Below are 18,104 nucleotides of genomic sequence, written 5' to 3'. Positions count from 1 at the left end.
ACAGCGCTCTGAAATTCTGGTTTTGGTTTTATATGCCCTCCCCGGCAAGGGAGGGACTTTTCAGAAAAAAGTGCCGTCGATCGGTGACGAGGCACTGGCATACAGCTTCTTGGGCATACGACCGGACAGGTAGGCTTCACGGCCGGATTCGATGGCCAGGCGCATGGCATTGGCCATTCTGATCGGATCTTTGGCCTGGGCGATCGCGGTGTTCATCAGCACGCCGTCACAGCCCAGCTCCATGGCGATAGTGGCATCCGAGGCCGTACCAACACCCGCATCCACCAGCACCGGCACCTTGGCGTTCTCGACAATCAGCCGGATGTTGTAGCGGTTCTGGATACCCAGGCCGGAGCCAATCGGCGCCCCCAGAGGCATGATGGCCACGCAGCCCATTTCTTCCAGGCGCATGGCCAGCAGAGGGTCGTCCGAGCAGTACACCATTACCTTGAAGCCATCCTTGATCAGCTCTTCGGCCGCGACCAGGGTTTCCGGCATGTTGGGGTACAGGGTCTTGTGTTCGCCCAGCACTTCCAGTTTGACCAGGTCGTGACCATCCAGCAGTTCCCGGGCCAGCTTGCAGGTGCGGACCGCATCTTTGGCGGTGTAGCAGCCAGCGGTATTGGGCAGGATGGTGTAGCTTTCCGGGGAAATCACGTCCAGCAGGTTGGGTTCATCCGGGTTCTGGCCCAGGTTGGTACGGCGTACCGCCACAGTCACGATCTCGGCGCCACTGGCCTCGATGGCATGGCCGGTTTCCATCAAATCGTGATATTTGCCAGTACCCACCAGCAAGCGGGACTGGTACACCTTGCCGGCGATTTCCAGGGGTTTGTCTTCGGGGAGCTGAATCTCTGGTGTCTCTGTCATAACCTGCCTGAGTTATCTGGATAAAGTAAGAGCGGGAAAAGCCTGGCTCTGGTGACGTATCAACCGCCACCGATGGCATGGACCACTTCCACCCGATCACCCTCGCTCAGGGTGAACTGCGGGTGCTGGCTGCGGGGCACAATGTCTTCGTTTACCTCCACCGCCAGGCGTTTCCCGGTCAGGGTGAGTTGTTCTATCAGGGCGGCAATGGTCGCTCCTTTCGGGAGTTCCATCGCCTCGCCATTCACCTGTACCAACATGGTTAGCATTGCCTCCGTTACTTCTTCAGGGCTGCGACCATCAGCAACACCCAGCCCACCATAAAACAGACGCCGCCCACCGGTGTCACCGGGCCCAGCCAATGGATTCCTGTCAGCACCAGCAGGTAGAGACTGCCACTGAACAACAGCATACCGGCAAGCCAGAAGCCACAGGCCAGGGTCAGCAGCTTTCGCGGCAGGCCCAGCGCCGGCATCAGGCTCCCGGCCAGCAAGGCCAGGGCATGGTACATCTGGTAGCTGACAGCCGTCTGGAACACCTCAAGGCCGCGTTCAGACACCACATGGCGCAGACCATGAGCACCGAAAGCGCCGGCCATAACGGCCAGCAGGCCGGCGACTGCACCGGCGACAAGTGCCCAGCGTACAATCCGGGCTCCGGGGTCAGCCGCAATCACAGTGAATTTTCTCTCCGGTATCCAGATTCATCATGGTCAGGGCGCCGCCCCATACACAGCCGGTGTCTAGCCCGATAAACCGGTCGCTGCCGGTGTTGCCTTCCAGGGCAGCCCAGTGGCCGAACACCACTTTCACATCGTCCTGACGGGGATAGGTAAACCAGGGGGCAAAGCCCTCAGGCGCCCGATCGGCCGACTCTTTGGTGGCCAGCTCCAGACGGCCATCGCTGGCAATAAAGCGCATGCGGGTAAAATAGTTGGTAATCACTCGCCAGCGATCCATACCGGTGAGGGTATCACACCAGGCTTCAGGCTGATTGCCATACATTTGGCTGAAATATTCGCCCGCCTGGTCGCCCCGGATCACTGCTTCCACTTCCCGAGCACAGGCCACGGCCTGCTCCACACTCCAGATGTGCGGCAGGCCAGCATGGGCCATCACCAGGTTTCGGCCGGCGTCGTGCACGCAAAGATGCTGCTGGCGCAGCCACTGGATCAGCCGGTCGTGATCGGGTGCGTCCAGAATGTCATGCAGGGTATCCTTGCGCTTCGGGCTGTGGCCGCCAAGCGCGACTGCCAGCAGGTGCAGGTCGTGGTTGCCCAATACCACCACAGCGGCATCGCCCAGGCTTTCGATGTAGCGCAGGGTTTCCAGCGATGACGGCCCGCGGTTAATCAGATCACCGGCCACCCAGAGCCGATCACGGGAGGGCGAAAAATCGACTTTTGCCAGCACGTCCCGCAGGCGGTCGTAGCAACCCTGAATATCGCCAATGGCGTAGTCAGTCATCACTTACCTCGTTGTCCTCTGCCGGCAGCTTACCAGTGTCTGCCAGCAAATCCGCAATCCTGACATAGTCGGCCAGGCCCAGATTTTCCGGGCGCAGGCCATCGTTGATGCCAAGGGACTGCAGCTGTTCCACGGTTACCATCGCCGCCAGCGCCTTGCGCAGGGTTTTGCGGCGGGCATTGAAGGCGGTGCGCACCACTGCCTGCAGCGTTTTCAGGTCTTTCGCGGGATAGGGCAGTTCCTTGTGGGGCACCAGGCGGACAATGGCGGAGTCCACTTTCGGGGCCGGGCGGAAAGCGCCAGGGCCTACTTCAAACAGCGGCTGCACCTTGCAGAAATACTGGGCCATGATACCCAGGCGGCCGTAATTGTTGTCACCCGGTACCGCCGCCAGCCGCTGCACCACTTCTTTCTGCAACATGAAGTGCATGTCCTGCACCACACCGCTCTGGGACAGCAGATGAAAAATCAGCGGGGTGGAGATGTTATAGGGCAGGTTGCCGACAATGCGCAGAGGCCGGTCACTCACTAACTGGCTGAAATCGAAACTGAGGGCGTCGGCCTCGTGTATCCGGAATTCCGGGTAGTTGAAGAACTTGGTGCGCAGCACCGGAATCAGGTCACGGTCCAGCTCGACCACCTGCAAACGAGGATTGATGGCCAGGATTTCTTCGGTAATAGCCCCCAGACCGGGGCCGATTTCAACAATCGAGTCTTCCGGCTTGGGATTGATCGCGCGCACGATGCGTTCTATCACGCCCGGATCATGCAGGAAGTTCTGACCAAACCGTTTACGGGCCTGATGCCCGTGTTTGTTGCTCATGAGAGTTCTCCGGCCCGTGCGGCTTTACGGCAGCGGGCCATCTGCTCGCCCACACGGATAGCGGTATGCAGGCTGCCAGCATCGGCCTTGCCGGTACCAGCCAGGTCCAGGGCAGTGCCATGGTCAACCGAGGTACGGACAATGGGCAAGCCCAGCGTGATATTAACGGCCCGGCCAAAGCCCTGGAATTTCAGTACCGGCAGACCCTGATCGTGATACATGGCCAGTACCGCATCGGCATTGTCGAGCCAGTGCGGGGTGAACAGGGTGTCTGCCGGCAACGGCCCGGTCAGTTGAATTCCCTCGGCCCGCAGCTGTTCGAGGGTCGGCTCGATCACCTCGATTTCTTCCCGGCCCAGATGGCCCCCTTCACCGGCGTGAGGATTCAGGCCGGCCACCAGAATGCGCGGCTGATCAATACCGAAAAAGGTTTTCAGGTCGGCATTCAGAATGCGCGTCACCTGAGTCAGCCGTTCCGCTGTAATGGCTGCGGAGACGTCTTTCAGGGGTAAGTGGGTGGTCACCAATGCCACCCGCAGTTCTTCCGTGGCCAGCATCATCACCACCCGTTCCACACCACACAGCGCCTGCAGGAATTCGGTGTGGCCACTGAAGGCGATGCCGGCTTCGTTAATAACGCCCTTGTGCACAGGTGCAGTCACCATGCCGTCGAAATCGCCATTCAGGCAACCCCGGGCGGCGATGGTCAGGGTGTCCAGCACGTACTGACTGTTGCCCTGATCAAGCTGGCCGGCGACCGTAGAACCACAACCTTCAACATGCCGTACCGATAAATGACCCGCCCGGTTTTCTGCCGCCACACCCGGCTGCCATTCATGCAGCTCAACCTGAAGTCCAAGCTGGCTGGCCCTGTCCCGCAGCAGCTCGCGGCTGGCAATCACCACCAGACCAGCTTCCCGGTTCCCGGTTGCCAGTTGCAGGCACAGTTCCGGGCCGATGCCGGCCGGTTCGCCGGCAGTGAGTGCCAGGATCACCGGTGTGCTCATGACGGGCTTGCTTCCTCTCTTTCCGGGTTCATATCGGCATATTCACCTTTGAACTCGACAAAGGCTTCGTCCCGAATCTCACGCAGCCAGTTCTGCAGTTCCAGCTCGAATTTCCGCATGTAGATGGCCTGGCGAGCCTGGGACTCGCGATTCTGTTCGGTCACGTCCTGGCGCCGGCGCTCCTCCACCTGCAGGATGTGCCAGCCAAACTGGGACCGGAAAGGCCCGAAATATTCGCCCACCTGCGCCTGGTTCATGGCTTCTTCAAAAGCGGGCACCATCTGGCCCGGGCTTACCCAGCCCAGGTTGCCGCCGTCTGAGCCGGAGACCGGATCGTCCGAGCGTTCACGGGCCAGGTCGGCAAAGTCGGCGCCATCCTGCAACTGCTGGTAGATCTCGCGAATGCGCTGCTCCGCCTGCACATCGGTCACCGCTTCGGAAGGCCGTACCAGGATATGCCGGACCCGGTGCTGCTGGATGAATTGCTGCTGCTCACCGCCGCGCTTGTCCATCACCATCACCAGATGGAAACCACTGTTGTTTTCCAGCACCTGCGAAGGCTCACCAACTTCCAGATCCGGTACCACCGGTGCGACCAGTGAGGGCAACTGGCTTTCAGATCGCCAGCCCATGTCGCCCCCTTCCAGGGCGTTGCTGGCATCGGATTCGGCAACCGCTACTTCCCGGAAGTCCCGGCCATTGGCAATCTGCTGGCGCAAGGCCTGTGCTGTCTCCCGGGCCTCATCCACCGACGCTTCGCTGGCCGGGTCGTCAACTTCGATAAAGATATAGGCCAGGCGATATTCGGCATCAGTACTGCCATTGGCTTGCTGGGCCTGGAGATAGTTTTCCACTTCCCGGTCGGTAACGCGCACCCGGTTGCCAACGCGACGCTGCTGCACCCGGCTGGTCAGCATTTCGTTGCGGATCTGCTCCCGGGCCTGCTGATAGGTCACGCCCTCTTCCGCCAGCTGGCCCTCGAATTCGGCCAGGGTCATGCCGTTGCTGCGGGCAATACTGGCCAGGGTTTCGTTCAGCTCGTTGTCGCTGATGCGCATGCCCATCTGGTCAGCCATCTGCAGCTGCAGGGATTCCTGAATCAGTTGGTCCAGTACCCGCTGCTCAAGCAGCTCCCGGGGCGGCAGGCCTGTGCCCTGCGCGCTCAGGCGACCAACAATGGTATTGATACGGGCATCCAGTTCACTCTGCAGGATCACCTCGTCATCCACGATCGCAACTACACGGTCCAGCAGTTTTCGTTCGGCCTGAGCAGTCACTGACAGCACCACCATGGCCAGTGTCAGCAGAATTGTCAGTCCGTGGCGGACAGTCGCCTTCATAATCACCTCTTGGTTTGTAAAATCGTGATCGCAGCCGGGTCGGCCTGCAGATTCGGGTTCGTTCAACGGCGCGGGTTTCCGAACCTCCGGCGCTCGCGCTCGTCGTAGCCGTAGATGGCGTCCGCGATGTTGTCGGATGCACCGCCACTGCCGCCCAGACCTTTCAGTTCAATCCGGAACAGCAAGCGGGTGTCCAGTTCTTCGTCATCGGTCAGGTAGTTCTGGTGCACCACCTGAAAACTCCAGCAGCAGTTGTTATATTCCAGACCGGCAAGGGTGCCCACGGTTCGGTCCAGCTCGGAATCCCAGACCCAGCGACCAATGGCACTGACCTGGTCCGTTACCGGAAAGACCGTTCCAATGTCGGTTTGTTCCAGCTCATCCGGCCGGCTGTAGGTATGTCCGAGTGTCGCCAGGTAACGATAATCCTCGGAGTGGAAAATCAGCTGGCTGCGGCCCTCTTCGGTTTTCCGGGTTTCGTGATCCCACAACAGGGAAGAACGAAGCTCCAGATTGTCGATGGGGTTCAGCACCAACTCGCCCGCCAGCGGTGAGCGGCTTCGGTCGGATGCGCCCTCGCCAAACAGATCCACTTCACGATCGTCAAAATAGCGCACCTGGCCGATACTCACCCGAGCCCGCTCCGCCCCGGTGAGGAGGTCATTGAAACGACTGGTGAGCGCCACCGTCAACTGGTTGGCGTCACCGACCCGATCCCCGCCGGTAAACCGGTCCCGCCGGAACAGCTGATCAAAGCGGAAACTGCGGATGCCGGTATCAAAATCCGGGATGTGGTTCTGATCGGCCTCGGCATCCGCCCAGGCGTAATACAGCCGGGGCTCCAGGGTCTGATTGTAAGGTACGTCAAACAGGCTGGATCGACGATCAAAATACAGACCATTGTCCCACTCGAACACCGGCACGGTGCGGTCGAAACTGGCCTCGCCCGGGGTGTAGTCGTCCAGTTCATAGCGGGTGTAGTCGAGGCTGACCGAAGGACGACTGAAGCCCCAGAGCGCGCGCATGGGCAACGCCAGTTCGGGAATCGCCCGTAACCGCTGGCCGTTGGCCTTGTCCAGACCGGTAAGGTTCTCGTTGTCCCGGTAAAACCAGGTGTACTGGCTTTCCAGGTTCGCTTCCAGCCAGCCGGCTTCCAGCGAGCCGCCATAGATCACTTCCGGCAGCTGGGCATAGGGTTTATTAACGTCGGCAATGCGGTCGCGGATGGTCTGATAGCCGTTCAGATAGGCCTCAAAGTACTGATTGGCACCGTAGTAACGGACGCCACCCCGTCGCTGAAGATGCGTCGCCTGATCAATTTCGAGGCTGCGGTTCAGGTCGCTCAGATAGTCCTCATCCGAAATCACCGAGTAATCGCCGTAGCCGCTCCAGCCTCCGCCAAACGCCGCCCGGGTGGAAAAATCCAGGGCCCAGCGCTCGCCATTTTCACCCGGATTTTCATCCCGAAAAGCGGAATCATTGTCGATATACCCCAGCTGCAGCACCGATTCGCCATACCGACTGAGGTAACGCCCCTCCACTTCCGTGAACAGGCCGCGACCGTGAATATACTGCGGTGTGAGGGTGGCATCATAATGGGGTGCCAGATTCAGATAGTACGGCAAGGCCAGATAAGCCCCGCTACCGGCGCTGGACGAGCCAAACTGGGGATACAGGAAACCGGTCTTGCGGCGGTCATCAATCGGGAAGGTAATGTAAGGCCAGTAGAATACCGGCGCATCCAGCACTTCCAGCCGCACATGTCGGGCGGTCCCAAAGCCTTCCGCCTGATCCAGCTCGATGTCCGATGCCACAATCGACCAATCATTCTGGCCCGGACCACAGGTGGTAATCATGCCATCGGAGATAACCACCTGGCTTTCACTGACCCTGGACAGGGATGATGCCTCGCCCCTGAGTTCCGACTCGTGCAGGAGAAACGTGGCCGTGTTGATATCCAGTTGCCCGGACTGGGTAGAGTAGTTCGCTTCCTGCCCGGTCAGCAGAAAGCCTTCGCCTCGGCTGACCAACGGCCCTTGCAGCCGCAATTCGCCGGACTGCTGGTCGTACCGTGCCTCCGCGCCGGTCGCCTGGAACGGACCCTGGCGCAGGCGCACATCTCCCTGCAAGTAAAGTTCGCTATTCAGTTCATAGCGGGCGTTCAGGGCACTGGCTTCCAGTGGCGCTGAACCATCGATACCCACGCCCGGCACCACAGCGCCATCGCCGCCAACCGTGCCAGGCAGATAACCGCCCTCGCAGAACACCGGCAGCCGTTCGGCCACTTCTGGCGGCAATTCACTGCGCGGGCGCCAGTCAATCTCGGCGGCGCTGGGGCTGCTACCCGGCTCCTCAGCACGTACGCCACTCGCTGCCAATGCCACGATGACGGCCAGGCTTGAAAGCCGGAACCTGGCGCACAACAGTGAGGAGCAATGGCTGGGCACGTTGACGAAATTCCTGTTCCATTTGAATGATGGCTGGGCGTAAGGGCACCTAGTTTACACGCGCCCTCAAGGCTTGTTAACGGAAAGCCCGCTGCAATTCCGTTTTACCCTCTTTATACTCCGGTGCAGAGAGTGCCCGGTTAACGCGCCGGCCATCATCCACCGATCCAGGAATGCTGATCTGACCATGGATAACCGTTTGCAGTTGCTGACCCGCTGGGTCAGGCAAATTCCCGGCTTCTCGGCCGCCAGCCCGACACCGGTTTCCGGCGACGCCAGTTTTCGACGGTACTTCCGGGTCTGGAAAGACGTGCCAGACGAGCAACCCGCCCCCTTCATTGTGATGGATGCTCCACCGGAGCACGAAGACTGCGTTCCGTTTGTGGCCATCGCCCGACACTGGCATCAACACGGTATTGCCGTGCCCGCCATTGCTGACGAGGATCTTGAGCAGGGTTTTCTGTTACTGGAAGACCTGGGCGATCTGTTGATGTTAACCGCCCTGGAACAGGGCGATGCGGACACCCTGTATCGGGCCGCGCTGGACGAACTGGCGCGTATTGCCGGGCTGGACGACCCGGCAGACTATCCACTACCCGCCTATGATCAGACCCTGCTCGACCGGGAGATGGCGCTATTCCCGGACTGGCTGCTGGAAAAACACCTGGGCCTGGAACTCGACAACCAGGAACGGGCGCTGCTGGACACCGCCTTCGGCCTGCTCCGTGAGAGCGCCCTGGCGCAGCCGGAAGTCACCGTGCACCGCGATTATCACTCCCGTAATCTACTGATCCGTGATAGCCAGGCTGCCCCCGGCGTGATCGACTTTCAGGATGCCGTACGCGGCCCCATCACCTATGACGCCGTCTCCCTGCTTAAAGACTGCTACGTGCGCTGGCCGGAAGACCGCCTGGCAAGCTGGCTGGAGCATTTTCGTAACGCCAGCCAGCAGGCCGGTTTGCACCGCGCTGATGCAGATACTTTCCGGCAGTGGTTTGAGCTCATGGGCATGCAGCGCCATCTGAAAGCCGCCGGCATTTTTGCCCGCCTCGCCATTCGCGACGGCAAGACCGGCTACCTGGCTGACATTCCCCGCACCGTCAGTTATCTGCGAGATGCCAGCGCCCGGCAATCAGCCTTCCGGCATTTTCACGAGTGGCTCTGCAGCACCGTGATTCCGGCCATCGAACAGCGCATTGGCCCGCTGCCGGAGCCGGGAGTTCGCTGACCATGAAGGCTATGATTCTCGCCGCCGGCAAAGGCGAGCGTATGCGCCCGCTGACCCTGACCACCCCCAAACCGTTGCTGTCAGCCGGGGGGCAGCCCCTGATCGTTCATCATATCGAGCGCCTGCGCGACGCCGGTTTCAGCGACATTGTGATCAACCATGCCTGGCTGGGGGAACAGATTGAAGCCCGGCTGGGGGATGGCGAGGCCTTTGGTGTCAGCATTCGCTACTCTGCAGAGGGTGAACCGCTGGAAACCGCCGGGGGCATCATCCGGGCCCTGCCTCTGCTGACCGACGCGGGCGACGACTGGTTCCTGGTGGTCAACGGTGACATCTGGAGCGATTTCGATTTCAGCCAGCTCCTGGCCCCGGCCGATGCCGATGCCTTGCTGGTGATGGTCTCAAATCCGCCCCACCACCCGGAAGGGGATTTTCATCTTCAGGACAACGGCCTTCTGAACCCTGACGGGGCCGATAAACTCACCTTCTCCGGTATCAGCCTGCTGCACCGGCGCCTGTTTGATGAACTGGACGATGCCGCCGGCAAACTTGGCCCTGTGCTGCGCAGGGCCATGGCCCGCAACCGGGTCGCCGGTCTGCACCATAACGGCCAGTGGGTGGATGTCGGCACACCAGAACGATTGCAGAGCCTGGACCAGTGGCTGCACGAAAGGGCCCGGACATCATGAGCCAGAGCAATCCACCCGCCCTGCCGGCGAGAATGGAGTCGTCATTCCAGGAACTGCTGCAGGAACTGTCCAGTTGCGGACATCAGGCCAGCACACTGCTGGAGCGCGCGCGCCTGCCGCGCTGGTGCCGCAAGCCACTGTTCTTTTTTCTGGGTTACATTGCCAAGGCCGATGGCCGGGTCCGGGAACCGGACATTCATTATGCCGAAGCCCTGATGAAAGCCCTGGCCCTGTCGGCCAGGCAACGCCGCAAAGCCATCGACCAGTTTCGCAAGGGCAAGGACACTGACCATCTGCCCCTGCGCCAGGGTCTGATGCTGCGCCTGGCCTTGCTGCTGTGGCCGGCACCGGCCCTGAAAACCGCTATCTGCCTATGCCATGGCGCACAAATCCTCGGCCAACCCGGCAAGGCCCGGCGCTACCGCTGCGAAGACGCCATCAGCCATATGGGGTTGCCCGTGGTCATCAGCGATGACATTTTCGAAAGCTACGCCAGCAAGGTCTGGATCCGCACTGCGGCGCCACCGCAAAAGCCGGCGACGTACGAGCAGGCCTGCCAGATTCTGGGCGTAACCCGGCGAGATTCGCTGGAGACCATCAAACGCGCTTACCGCAAACAGGTTTCCGCCTGCCACCCGGACAAACTGGCGCAGCAGAAGCTGACGCCTTCGGAAGTGGCGATGGCAAAAGACCGGTTGTTACGCTATCAACAGGCCTGGGAACTGATTCGCCAGCGACATCGAACCCTCTAATCCCGGCTGGCCGACCGGTTTTTCAGCCAGGCACTGACCCGGCTGGCAACCCGCACTGAATCTTCGGCCCGGAGCGGTTGATTGAGGGCCAAGGGCTGACGGTCGTAACCGGTCACATCCGCGCGAGCAAACGCCGCCGCCCGCGCCCGGCCCTCTGCCCCGGAGCGACCACCGGAATCATGCAGATCCAGCACTGGCCATCCCTGTCCTCCGTTTCGCTCCTTCAACAACGAGGGCAAGGTGGCGGACCGCCGGGCCGGGAACCGGGGGGCCAGCCAGACCACCGCAGACACGGCAGCGGAGTCCGCCGCCCAGTCCGTCACATAATCGGCGGACCAACCAATGCCCAGCACACCCGCACGCTCATAGCCACTCTGCTGCAACGCTTCCACGCCCGCGGACAGAACCGCACGAACCGAATTCCGGAAATCCGCAGCCACGTCATCAATAGGCGGCTCCTCGGCGACATCAATCATGACCGAATCCGGTGTATTCCCGCCCTGATCCGGATTTTGTCCGGCGTCATCATCCAGGCTGGGCACCAAGGCCTCAATGCGATGCCGACGCACCGCCTCCGGAGGCAGCCCAAGGCCAACGGTCATCACGGCAACGCCCCGCTCCGCAAGAGCCACCCGCAACGGCCCCAATACACCCTCATCGGCCGTCTGGCCTTCGTCGGCCAGTATCAGTAAAGCCCCGGTTGCCGGCGTAACGTATTCGGGCAGGAACAGCCCCAGCGCCCGGCCTTCCTCGTCAAGATCCAGCCAGACAGCCTGCTCCGGGTAACGCCGTGCCAGCGCCCATTCGCCCAACCCCGTTGAGAAGCCCGATCTTGACGCCGGACTAACCTTAGCCACAGACTCTGCCTCCTCACTCCCCTGCGCCTCATCCTGGGCCACAGCGGCGCCCAGCCAGCCGCTGATCAAGAACAGACAAAGTAACCTGATTGCTTTCAACCCCATGAGCCCATGCACCTATCCCGCTGCGAAAATCACCGGCAAACTGATAGACTAGCAGGGTTGCCCAGAGGCCGATAATTCACTACACCGAGAGAGCCCCGATGAACCCCTATCTGATTGCGCCGTCCATCCTCTCCGCCAACTTTGCCCGGCTGGGCGAAGAAGTTGATAACGTACTTGCCGCCGGCGCCGATGTGGTGCACTTCGATGTCATGGACAACCACTACGTGCCCAACCTGACCATCGGCCCCATGGTGTGCGAAGCCCTGCGCAAGCACGGCGTAACCGCCCCCATCGACGTGCACCTGATGGTATCGCCGGTAGACGACCTGATCCGCATGTTCATCGACGCCGGCGCCAGCTACATCACCTTCCACCCGGAGGCGAGCAAGCACATTGACCGCTCCCTGCAACTTATCCGCGACGGCGGCTGCAAGGCCGGCCTGGTGTTCAACCCGGCCACGCCCCTGAGCTACATGGACTACGTGATGGACAAGCTCGACATGGTGCTGCTGATGTCGGTCAACCCCGGTTTCGGCGGCCAGAAGTTCATCCCCGGCACCCTGGACAAGTTGCGGGAAGCCCGCAAGAAGATTGACGCCAGCAACTACAACATCCGGCTGGAAATCGACGGCGGCGTGAAGACCGACAACATCCGCGAAATCGCCGAGGCCGGTGCCGACACCTTCGTGGCCGGCTCCGCCATCTTCAACACCCCGGATTACAAGGCCACCATCGACGCCATGCGCGAGGAACTTGAGCAGGCCCGCAAGGTGATCGGCGGATGAGCCTGAAAGGCCTGTTCAACGCCCGCTGGCCGGGCGTCGCCCTGTTTGATCTGGACGGCACGCTGGTGGACAGCGCACCGGATCTGGCCGCCGCCGTGGATCAGATGCTGGAGCACCTGGGGCGTAGCCCGGCAGGCCTGGACAAGGTTCGCAACTGGGTTGGCAACGGCGCCCAGGTTCTGGTGCGCCGGGCCCTGGCCGGAAAAACCGATTGGGAACCCGCCACCGCCAAAGACGACGCGCTGTTCAACGACGCCCTGACCATTTTCTACCACGCCTACGGCCAGCTGAATGGCCGGCATTCCGTGGTATTTCCCGGCGTTCATGACTGCCTGGAACACCTGAAGCAACTGGGCTGCCGGATGGCCGTAGTCACCAACAAGCCAGACCAGTTTGTTCAGCCCCTGCTGGAAAAAACCGGGCTGGCTCAATGGTTCGACCTCTCGGTCGGTGGCGATACCCTGGCAGTGAAAAAACCGGACCCGGCGCCCTTGCTGCACGCCATGGAAAAACTGGGCGGCACCCGGGGCACCACGGTGATGGTCGGGGACTCCAAGGCAGACGTCAATGCAGCCCTGGCAGCAGGCATCCCCTGCGTCGCCGTGAGGTATGGCTACAACTTTGGCGGCTCCGTTGACAGTCTCGGCGCAGATGCTGTTGTTGATTCGCTGGCCGAGCTTTTGTAATCTCGCAAGGACGTTTTATTTTGAACACATCAATTCGGGAGATTCCTGCCGTGCAGGGACTGAATCTGACTGCAGCGCGAGGCATCCTGACAACCCGCGCAACACGATGGTGGCGATGGCGCACCGGCTGAGCAAGCCACGGGGCTGATGGCGCATGCCTGTTTGCCCGCACCACCGGTCACAGCGGTGTAACACCGTTCTGACAAAACGCAGATCAGATTTCAGGAAACCGAACCATGACACCCGAGCAATTCCACGAGCTCGCTGAAGCCGGCTATAACCGTATCCCTGTTTACCGTGAAGTCCTCGCGGATCTCGACACTCCCCTCAGCACCTATCTGAAACTGGCCAGCGGGCCATACTCCTACCTGTTTGAATCGGTACAGGGTGGTGAGAAATGGGGCCGCTATTCGATCATCGGCTTGCCCAGCCAGGAAGTGCTGAAAGTCTTCGACCACCGCATCGAAGTCAGCCGCAACGGCGAAGTGGTCGAACAGGCAGAGGTCGATGACCCTCTGGCTTTCGTGGACTACTACCAGAAGCGCTTTAACGCCCCGGACCTGCCCGAACTGCCCCGGTTCAACGGTGGCCTGGTGGGCTATTTCGGCTACGACACCGTGCGCTACATCGAGAAGCGCCTGCGCCACAGCTGCCCGCCCGACAAAATCGGCACCCCGGACATCCTGCTGATGGTGTCCAATGAAATCGTGGTGTTCGACAACCTGCGCGGCAAGCTGCACCTGATTGTGCATGTGGACCCATCCGCCACGGGCGCCTACGAGCAGGCCCAGGCCCGCATCGACGAACTGGAAAGCCGGCTGCACCGCCAGACCGCCAACGCCCCCCGCACACCGGAACATCTGCGCGGCAAGGTGGTGGACGAGAGCGACTTTATTTCCGGCTTTACCCAGGACAGATTCGAAGCGGCGGTGGACAAGATCAAAGGCTACGTGCTGGATGGCGATGTCATGCAAACCGTCATTTCCCAGCGCATGTCGATTCCGTTCGAGGCACCACCCCTGAACCTCTACCGTTCGCTGCGCGTGCTCAACCCGTCACCGTATATGTACTTCCTGGATCTGGAAGACTTCCATATTGTCGGCTCATCTCCGGAAATCCTGGCGCGTGTGGAAGATGAGGAAGTCACCGTCCGGCCCATCGCCGGCACCCGCAAACGCGGCGCCACCGATGCCGAGGACAAAGCCCTGGAAAAGGAACTCTTGGCCGACCCGAAAGAGATCGCCGAGCACCTGATGTTGATCGACCTAGGCCGCAACGACGCCGGCCGGGTGTCGGAAACCGGCACAGTGAAGCTGACCGACAAGATGATCGTGGAGCGCTATTCCCACGTGATGCACATTGTCTCTAACGTGACCGGTCGACTGAAAGAAAACACCAGCTGCCTGGACGTGCTGCGCGCCACCCTGCCCGCCGGCACCCTCAGCGGCGCGCCGAAGATCCGCGCCATGGAGATTATCGACGAGCTGGAACCGGTAAAGCGCGGCGTGTACGGCGGTGCGGTTGGCTATCTGTCGTTCAACGGCAACATGGACACCGCCATCGCCATCCGCACCGCGGTCATCAAGGACAACACCCTGCACATCCAGGCCGGCGCCGGCGTGGTGGCAGACTCCATTCCCCGCCTCGAATGGAAAGAAACCATGAACAAGGGCCGGGCCATCTTCAAGGCTGTGGCCATGACCTACAACGACTACGACCATTGAGGCGGAGGAACAGATTATGTTGCTGATGATCGATAACTACGATTCCTTCACCTACAACGTGGTGCAGTACCTGGCGGAGCTGGGTGCCGACGTGCAGGTATACCGCAACGACGAAATCACCATTGAGCAGATTGAAGCCCTGAAGCCCGAGCGGCTGGTGATTTCCCCGGGCCCTTGCACACCTAATGAGGCAGGCATCTCCATGGACGCCATTCGCCACTTCGCCGGCAAACTGCCGATCCTGGGCATCTGCCTGGGCCACCAGTCCATCGGCCAGGTGTACGGCGGCGACATCATCCGGGCCGGCAAGGTGATGCATGGCAAGGTGTCGGCGGTGTACCACAACGACGTGGGAGTGTTCCGGGGCCTGAACAATCCCTTGCAGGCCACCCGTTACCACAGCCTGGTGATCGACAAGAACACTCTGCCCGACTGCCTGGAAGTGACTGCCTGGACCCGCAACGACGACGGCTCCGTTGAAGAAATCATGGGCGTGCGCCACAAGACCCTGCCCATCGAAGGCGTGCAGTTCCACCCCGAGTCGATCATGACCGAACAGGGCCATGAACTGCTGCGCAACTTCCTGAGAACATAACAAGAGGCCGACGACCCATGGACATGAAACAAGCACTGAACCGCATTGCCTCCAACCTGGACCTGTCCCGGGACGAGATGAAGGATGTGATGCGCATCGTGATGAACGGCGAAGCCACCGATGCCCAGATCGGTGCCTTCCTGATGGGCCTGCGTCTGAAGAGCGAAACCATCGACGAAATCACCGGCGCCACCGAAGTGATGCGCGAACTGGCCACCAAGGTGGAAATCAACGCCAGCCCGCTGGTGGATATCGTGGGCACCGGGGGCGATGGCGCCAACCTGTTCAACGTCTCCTCGGCATCCGCCTTTGTAGTGGCCGCCGCCGGCGGTTATGTGGCCAAGCACGGTAACCGCGGCGTGTCCTCCAAAAGCGGCAGCGCCGACCTGATCGAAAAGGCCGGCATCAACCTGGACATGAAACCGGAAGAAGTAGCCCGCTGCGTGGAGCAGATCGGCGTCGGCTTCATGTTCGCCCCGGCCCACCACGGTGCCATGAAATACGCCATCGGCCCGCGCCGGGAGCTGGGCTGCCGGACCATCTTCAATATCCTTGGCCCGATGACCAATCCGGCCGGCGTCACTCGCCAGCTGATTGGTGTGTTCACCAGGGAACTGTGCCGCCCGATGGCGGAAGTGATGCAGCGCCTGGGCGCAGAACACATCATGGTGGTCTGCTCGAAGGATGGCCTGGATGAAATCAGTCTGGCCACCGTTACCCATGTTGCAGAGCTGAAGGATGGCGAAATCAACGAGTACGACCTGACGCCTGAAGACCTGGGCATCAAGAGCCAGTCGCTGGTGGGCCTGACGGTAGACGGTGCTGACGAATCGCTGGCATTAATCAAAGCCGCCTTCGGCCGCAGCCATGACGAAACCACCGAGAAAGCCCGCGACATGATCGCGCTGAACGCCGGCGCGGCTATCTATGTTGCCGGCCTGGCCAGGACCACCAAAGAAGGCGTCGATATGGCGCTGGACGCGATGGGCTCTGGCCTGGCGGCGGGCAAGATGTCGGAACTGGCTGACTTTTCTCAGTGCTTTTAATCCCGGCCTGTTGAATTCGGTGCCGGACGACCGGCTGGGGAGGGGCGTTCCAAAACACGCCCACAAGTACATCCCTGTAGGGCTTGACTGCAGCCATCCCTGGCTGCAGACAGTTTTGGAACGCCCCTCCCCAGCCGCTCTCGCAAACTATTTACGGGCCTGCTATGACTGACAGACATTTGGATAAGACTCCCACTATTCTTCGGAAGATCGTTAACCGGAAATGGGAAGAGATCGACGAACGGAAGCCGAAAGTTTCCGTTGCAGACCTCAGAGCCATGGCCGGCGATCAAGCCCCGGCTCGGGGATTTGCCGACGCTCTGCGCACACGAATCAAAGAGCAACAGCCAGCCGTCATCGCCGAGATCAAGAAAGCCTCTCCGAGCAAAGGCATCCTTCGCGATCCGTTTGAACCGGAACGCATTGCCGAGAGCTACGAGAAAGGCGGCGCAGCCTGCTTGTCAGTACTTACCGACCACGATTTCTTCCAGGGCCACGAAGACTACCTGAAAGCCGCCCGCGCGGCCTGCAGCCTGCCGGTGATCCGCAAAGACTTCATGGTGGCGCCCTATCAGGTGTATGAAAGCCGGGCCATTGGCGCCGACTGCATTCTGCTGATTGCCGCCTGCCTGACCAAAGACCAGATGCAGGAACTGGAGGGCATCGCCCACGAGATTGGCCTGGATGTGCTGGTGGAGGTGCATGATGGCGAGGAACTGGACGATGCGCTTACCCTGAGCACGCCGCTGGTAGGCATCAACAACCGCAATCTGCACAACTTCGAGGTGTCGCTGGACACCACCTTTGAACTGCACCATCGGATTGCCGAAAACCGACTGACCATTACCGAAAGCGGCATCATGACCCGCGCCGATGTGGAAGCCATGACCAGCCGGGGCATTTATGGGTTTCTGGTGGGTGAGTCTTTCATGCGCGCGCCAGACCCGGGTGAGAAACTGCAGGAGCTGTTTGGCTGATTCACAGGATAAACGGGTGAGGCAAGTATGGACGCAGAGACCGGTAAGGAATCCGACAACCCGATACTGACCGGCCCCTTCTGGCCGGTATTCTTCCGCTATGCCCTGCCCTCTGTGGCGGGGTTACTGGCACTGACCACCGCCAACATTGTTGACGGTATCTTCATTGGCAACTTCGCCGGCGCAGATGCCCTGGCGGCCCTGAACCTGCTAATTCCCTGGTTTACCTTTCTCCTGAATCCGTGACTTCAACGAGCTGAACTCACGCCCAAAGCCTGCAATAACAAGGCTTAGAGCGATATAATAGCACCTGACACCCATTCACCCAGTTAGTGCTTTCGGCTCATGCGTACCTTCACTCTCCAGCAATCCCGAACCGAAGTCTATACACCCAATGGCGGGCTGGCCCTGGTCGGTCATTGCCTGAACCGGCATACATCGCTCACCAAAACCGCCCGCACCGTCGTCAAGCGGCACGGTATTCCGAACATTGAACTGATCCGGACCTATCTTGGCCTGATCACGCTGGGCAAGAGCGACTTCGAGGCGGCCGAGCCGGTTCGAACGGACCCATTTTTCAAGTCTGCCCTGGGCATCAGGCAATCGCCATCGTCGGCCCGGTTGCGCCAGCGATTTGATGAAGACGCTCAAGGCCTGACACCCCTGCTGGACGATGCCAGCGTCGAGTTTCTTCAGTCCGTCGAAGC

The 18,104-nt window shown here is 60.7% G+C and carries 19 protein-coding genes and 1 pseudogene; 11 read left to right on the top strand and 9 right to left on the bottom strand.

Going from position 1 to position 18,104, the window contains the following annotated elements:
- Nucleotides 1-60: 60 nt before the first annotated feature.
- The 8 genes from JIF53_RS00220 to JIF53_RS00185 all read right to left on the bottom strand — a co-directional run bounded on the left by JIF53_RS00220 (nucleotide 61) and on the right by JIF53_RS00185 (nucleotide 7,902).
- Nucleotides 61-870, bottom strand: coding sequence for a thiazole synthase (locus tag JIF53_RS00220; RefSeq protein ID WP_199451552.1), 810 nt, complete (start codon nucleotides 868-870; stop codon nucleotides 61-63).
- Nucleotides 871-929: 59 nt separating this feature from the next.
- Nucleotides 930-1,130, bottom strand: coding sequence for a sulfur carrier protein ThiS (gene thiS, locus JIF53_RS00215; RefSeq protein WP_153740204.1), 201 nt, complete (start codon nucleotides 1,128-1,130; stop codon nucleotides 930-932).
- Between the two features lie 17 nt (nucleotides 1,131-1,147).
- Nucleotides 1,148-1,546, bottom strand: coding sequence for a DUF423 domain-containing protein (locus tag JIF53_RS00210; RefSeq protein ID WP_199451551.1), 399 nt, complete (start codon nucleotides 1,544-1,546; stop codon nucleotides 1,148-1,150).
- On the bottom strand, nucleotides 1,533-2,336 hold the full coding sequence (locus JIF53_RS00205) for a symmetrical bis(5'-nucleosyl)-tetraphosphatase (protein ID WP_199451550.1): 804 nt from the start codon (nucleotides 2,334-2,336) through the stop codon (nucleotides 1,533-1,535). The genes JIF53_RS00210 and JIF53_RS00205 overlap by 14 nt, the downstream gene beginning before the upstream one ends.
- Complete coding sequence (gene rsmA / locus JIF53_RS00200) at nucleotides 2,329-3,159, bottom strand: 16S rRNA (adenine(1518)-N(6)/adenine(1519)-N(6))-dimethyltransferase RsmA (RefSeq protein ID WP_023009542.1); 831 nt, start codon at nucleotides 3,157-3,159, stop codon at nucleotides 2,329-2,331. Before rsmA ends, JIF53_RS00205 begins: the two co-directional genes overlap by 8 nt.
- Complete coding sequence (gene pdxA / locus JIF53_RS00195; RefSeq protein WP_199451549.1) at nucleotides 3,156-4,166, bottom strand: 4-hydroxythreonine-4-phosphate dehydrogenase PdxA; 1,011 nt, start codon at nucleotides 4,164-4,166, stop codon at nucleotides 3,156-3,158. The genes rsmA and pdxA overlap by 4 nt, the downstream gene beginning before the upstream one ends.
- The gene (locus JIF53_RS00190) at nucleotides 4,163-5,506 is read right to left on the bottom strand and encodes a peptidylprolyl isomerase (protein WP_199451548.1); all 1,344 of its coding nucleotides are present in this window, start codon (nucleotides 5,504-5,506) and stop codon (nucleotides 4,163-4,165) included. The genes pdxA and JIF53_RS00190 overlap by 4 nt, the downstream gene beginning before the upstream one ends.
- Nucleotides 5,507-5,568: 62 nt before the next feature.
- Nucleotides 5,569-7,902: an LPS-assembly protein LptD gene (locus tag JIF53_RS00185; RefSeq protein ID WP_199451559.1), complete on the bottom strand. Its 2,334-nt coding sequence runs from the start codon at nucleotides 7,900-7,902 to the stop codon at nucleotides 5,569-5,571.
- Between the two features lie 238 nt (nucleotides 7,903-8,140).
- Between JIF53_RS00185 and JIF53_RS00180 the strand changes: the two genes are divergently transcribed.
- From JIF53_RS00180 to JIF53_RS00170, 3 genes are read left to right on the top strand one after another with little or no spacing between them, the layout of a single operon-like run.
- Complete coding sequence (locus JIF53_RS00180) at nucleotides 8,141-9,181, top strand: aminoglycoside phosphotransferase family protein (RefSeq protein ID WP_199451547.1); 1,041 nt, start codon at nucleotides 8,141-8,143, stop codon at nucleotides 9,179-9,181.
- A 2-nt stretch (nucleotides 9,182-9,183) separates the two neighbouring features.
- Nucleotides 9,184-9,870, top strand: a complete 687-nt coding sequence (gene murU, locus JIF53_RS00175) for an N-acetylmuramate alpha-1-phosphate uridylyltransferase MurU (RefSeq protein ID WP_199451546.1) — start codon at nucleotides 9,184-9,186, stop codon at nucleotides 9,868-9,870.
- On the top strand, nucleotides 9,867-10,622 hold the full coding sequence (locus tag JIF53_RS00170) for a DnaJ domain-containing protein (RefSeq protein ID WP_199451558.1): 756 nt from the start codon (nucleotides 9,867-9,869) through the stop codon (nucleotides 10,620-10,622). The genes murU and JIF53_RS00170 overlap by 4 nt, the downstream gene beginning before the upstream one ends.
- Here the strand turns inward: JIF53_RS00170 and JIF53_RS00165 are convergent.
- On the bottom strand, nucleotides 10,619-11,584 hold the full coding sequence (locus tag JIF53_RS00165; RefSeq protein ID WP_199451545.1) for a DUF3530 family protein: 966 nt from the start codon (nucleotides 11,582-11,584) through the stop codon (nucleotides 10,619-10,621). The two genes, JIF53_RS00170 and JIF53_RS00165, sit on opposite strands and share 4 nt — an antisense overlap.
- 98 nt (nucleotides 11,585-11,682) lie before the next feature.
- On the opposite strand from JIF53_RS00165, the gene rpe reads away from it, so the two are divergent.
- The 8 genes and pseudogenes from rpe to JIF53_RS00125 all read left to right on the top strand — a co-directional run.
- On the top strand, nucleotides 11,683-12,369 hold the full coding sequence (gene rpe, locus JIF53_RS00160) for a ribulose-phosphate 3-epimerase (RefSeq protein WP_199451544.1): 687 nt from the start codon (nucleotides 11,683-11,685) through the stop codon (nucleotides 12,367-12,369).
- On the top strand, nucleotides 12,366-13,055 hold the full coding sequence (locus JIF53_RS00155) for a phosphoglycolate phosphatase (protein ID WP_199451543.1): 690 nt from the start codon (nucleotides 12,366-12,368) through the stop codon (nucleotides 13,053-13,055). The genes rpe and JIF53_RS00155 overlap by 4 nt, the downstream gene beginning before the upstream one ends.
- A 236-nt stretch (nucleotides 13,056-13,291) precedes the next feature.
- Nucleotides 13,292-14,779 (top strand): anthranilate synthase component I, encoded by a 1,488-nt coding sequence (trpE, locus tag JIF53_RS00150; protein WP_199451542.1) that lies wholly within the window; start codon nucleotides 13,292-13,294, stop codon nucleotides 14,777-14,779.
- 16 nt (nucleotides 14,780-14,795) lie between these two features.
- Nucleotides 14,796-15,374 carry an aminodeoxychorismate/anthranilate synthase component II gene (locus tag JIF53_RS00145; protein ID WP_014422791.1) on the top strand — a complete coding sequence of 193 codons (579 nt, stop codon included), beginning with the start codon at nucleotides 14,796-14,798 and terminating at the stop codon, nucleotides 15,372-15,374.
- Nucleotides 15,375-15,391: 17 nt separating this feature from the next.
- Complete coding sequence (trpD, locus tag JIF53_RS00140) at nucleotides 15,392-16,420, top strand: anthranilate phosphoribosyltransferase (RefSeq protein ID WP_199451541.1); 1,029 nt, start codon at nucleotides 15,392-15,394, stop codon at nucleotides 16,418-16,420.
- 164 nt (nucleotides 16,421-16,584) lie between these two features.
- Nucleotides 16,585-17,397 (top strand): indole-3-glycerol phosphate synthase TrpC, encoded by an 813-nt coding sequence (trpC, locus tag JIF53_RS00135; RefSeq protein ID WP_199451540.1) that lies wholly within the window; start codon nucleotides 16,585-16,587, stop codon nucleotides 17,395-17,397.
- 27 nt (nucleotides 17,398-17,424) lie between these two features.
- Entirely contained in the window at nucleotides 17,425-17,643 is a 219-nt protein-coding gene (locus JIF53_RS00130; RefSeq protein ID WP_023011303.1) for a hypothetical protein, read from the top strand.
- Between the two features lie 99 nt (nucleotides 17,644-17,742).
- A pseudogene (locus JIF53_RS00125) lies at nucleotides 17,743-18,104 on the top strand (IS1380 family transposase); the annotation flags it as partial.

Origin of the sequence: Marinobacter sp. bablab_jr008 (genome assembly GCF_016464145.1) — a bacterium.
Classification (GTDB): Bacteria; Pseudomonadota; Gammaproteobacteria; order Pseudomonadales; family Oleiphilaceae; genus Marinobacter; species Marinobacter nauticus.
This window is presented reverse-complemented; position numbering and strand designations above follow the sequence as displayed.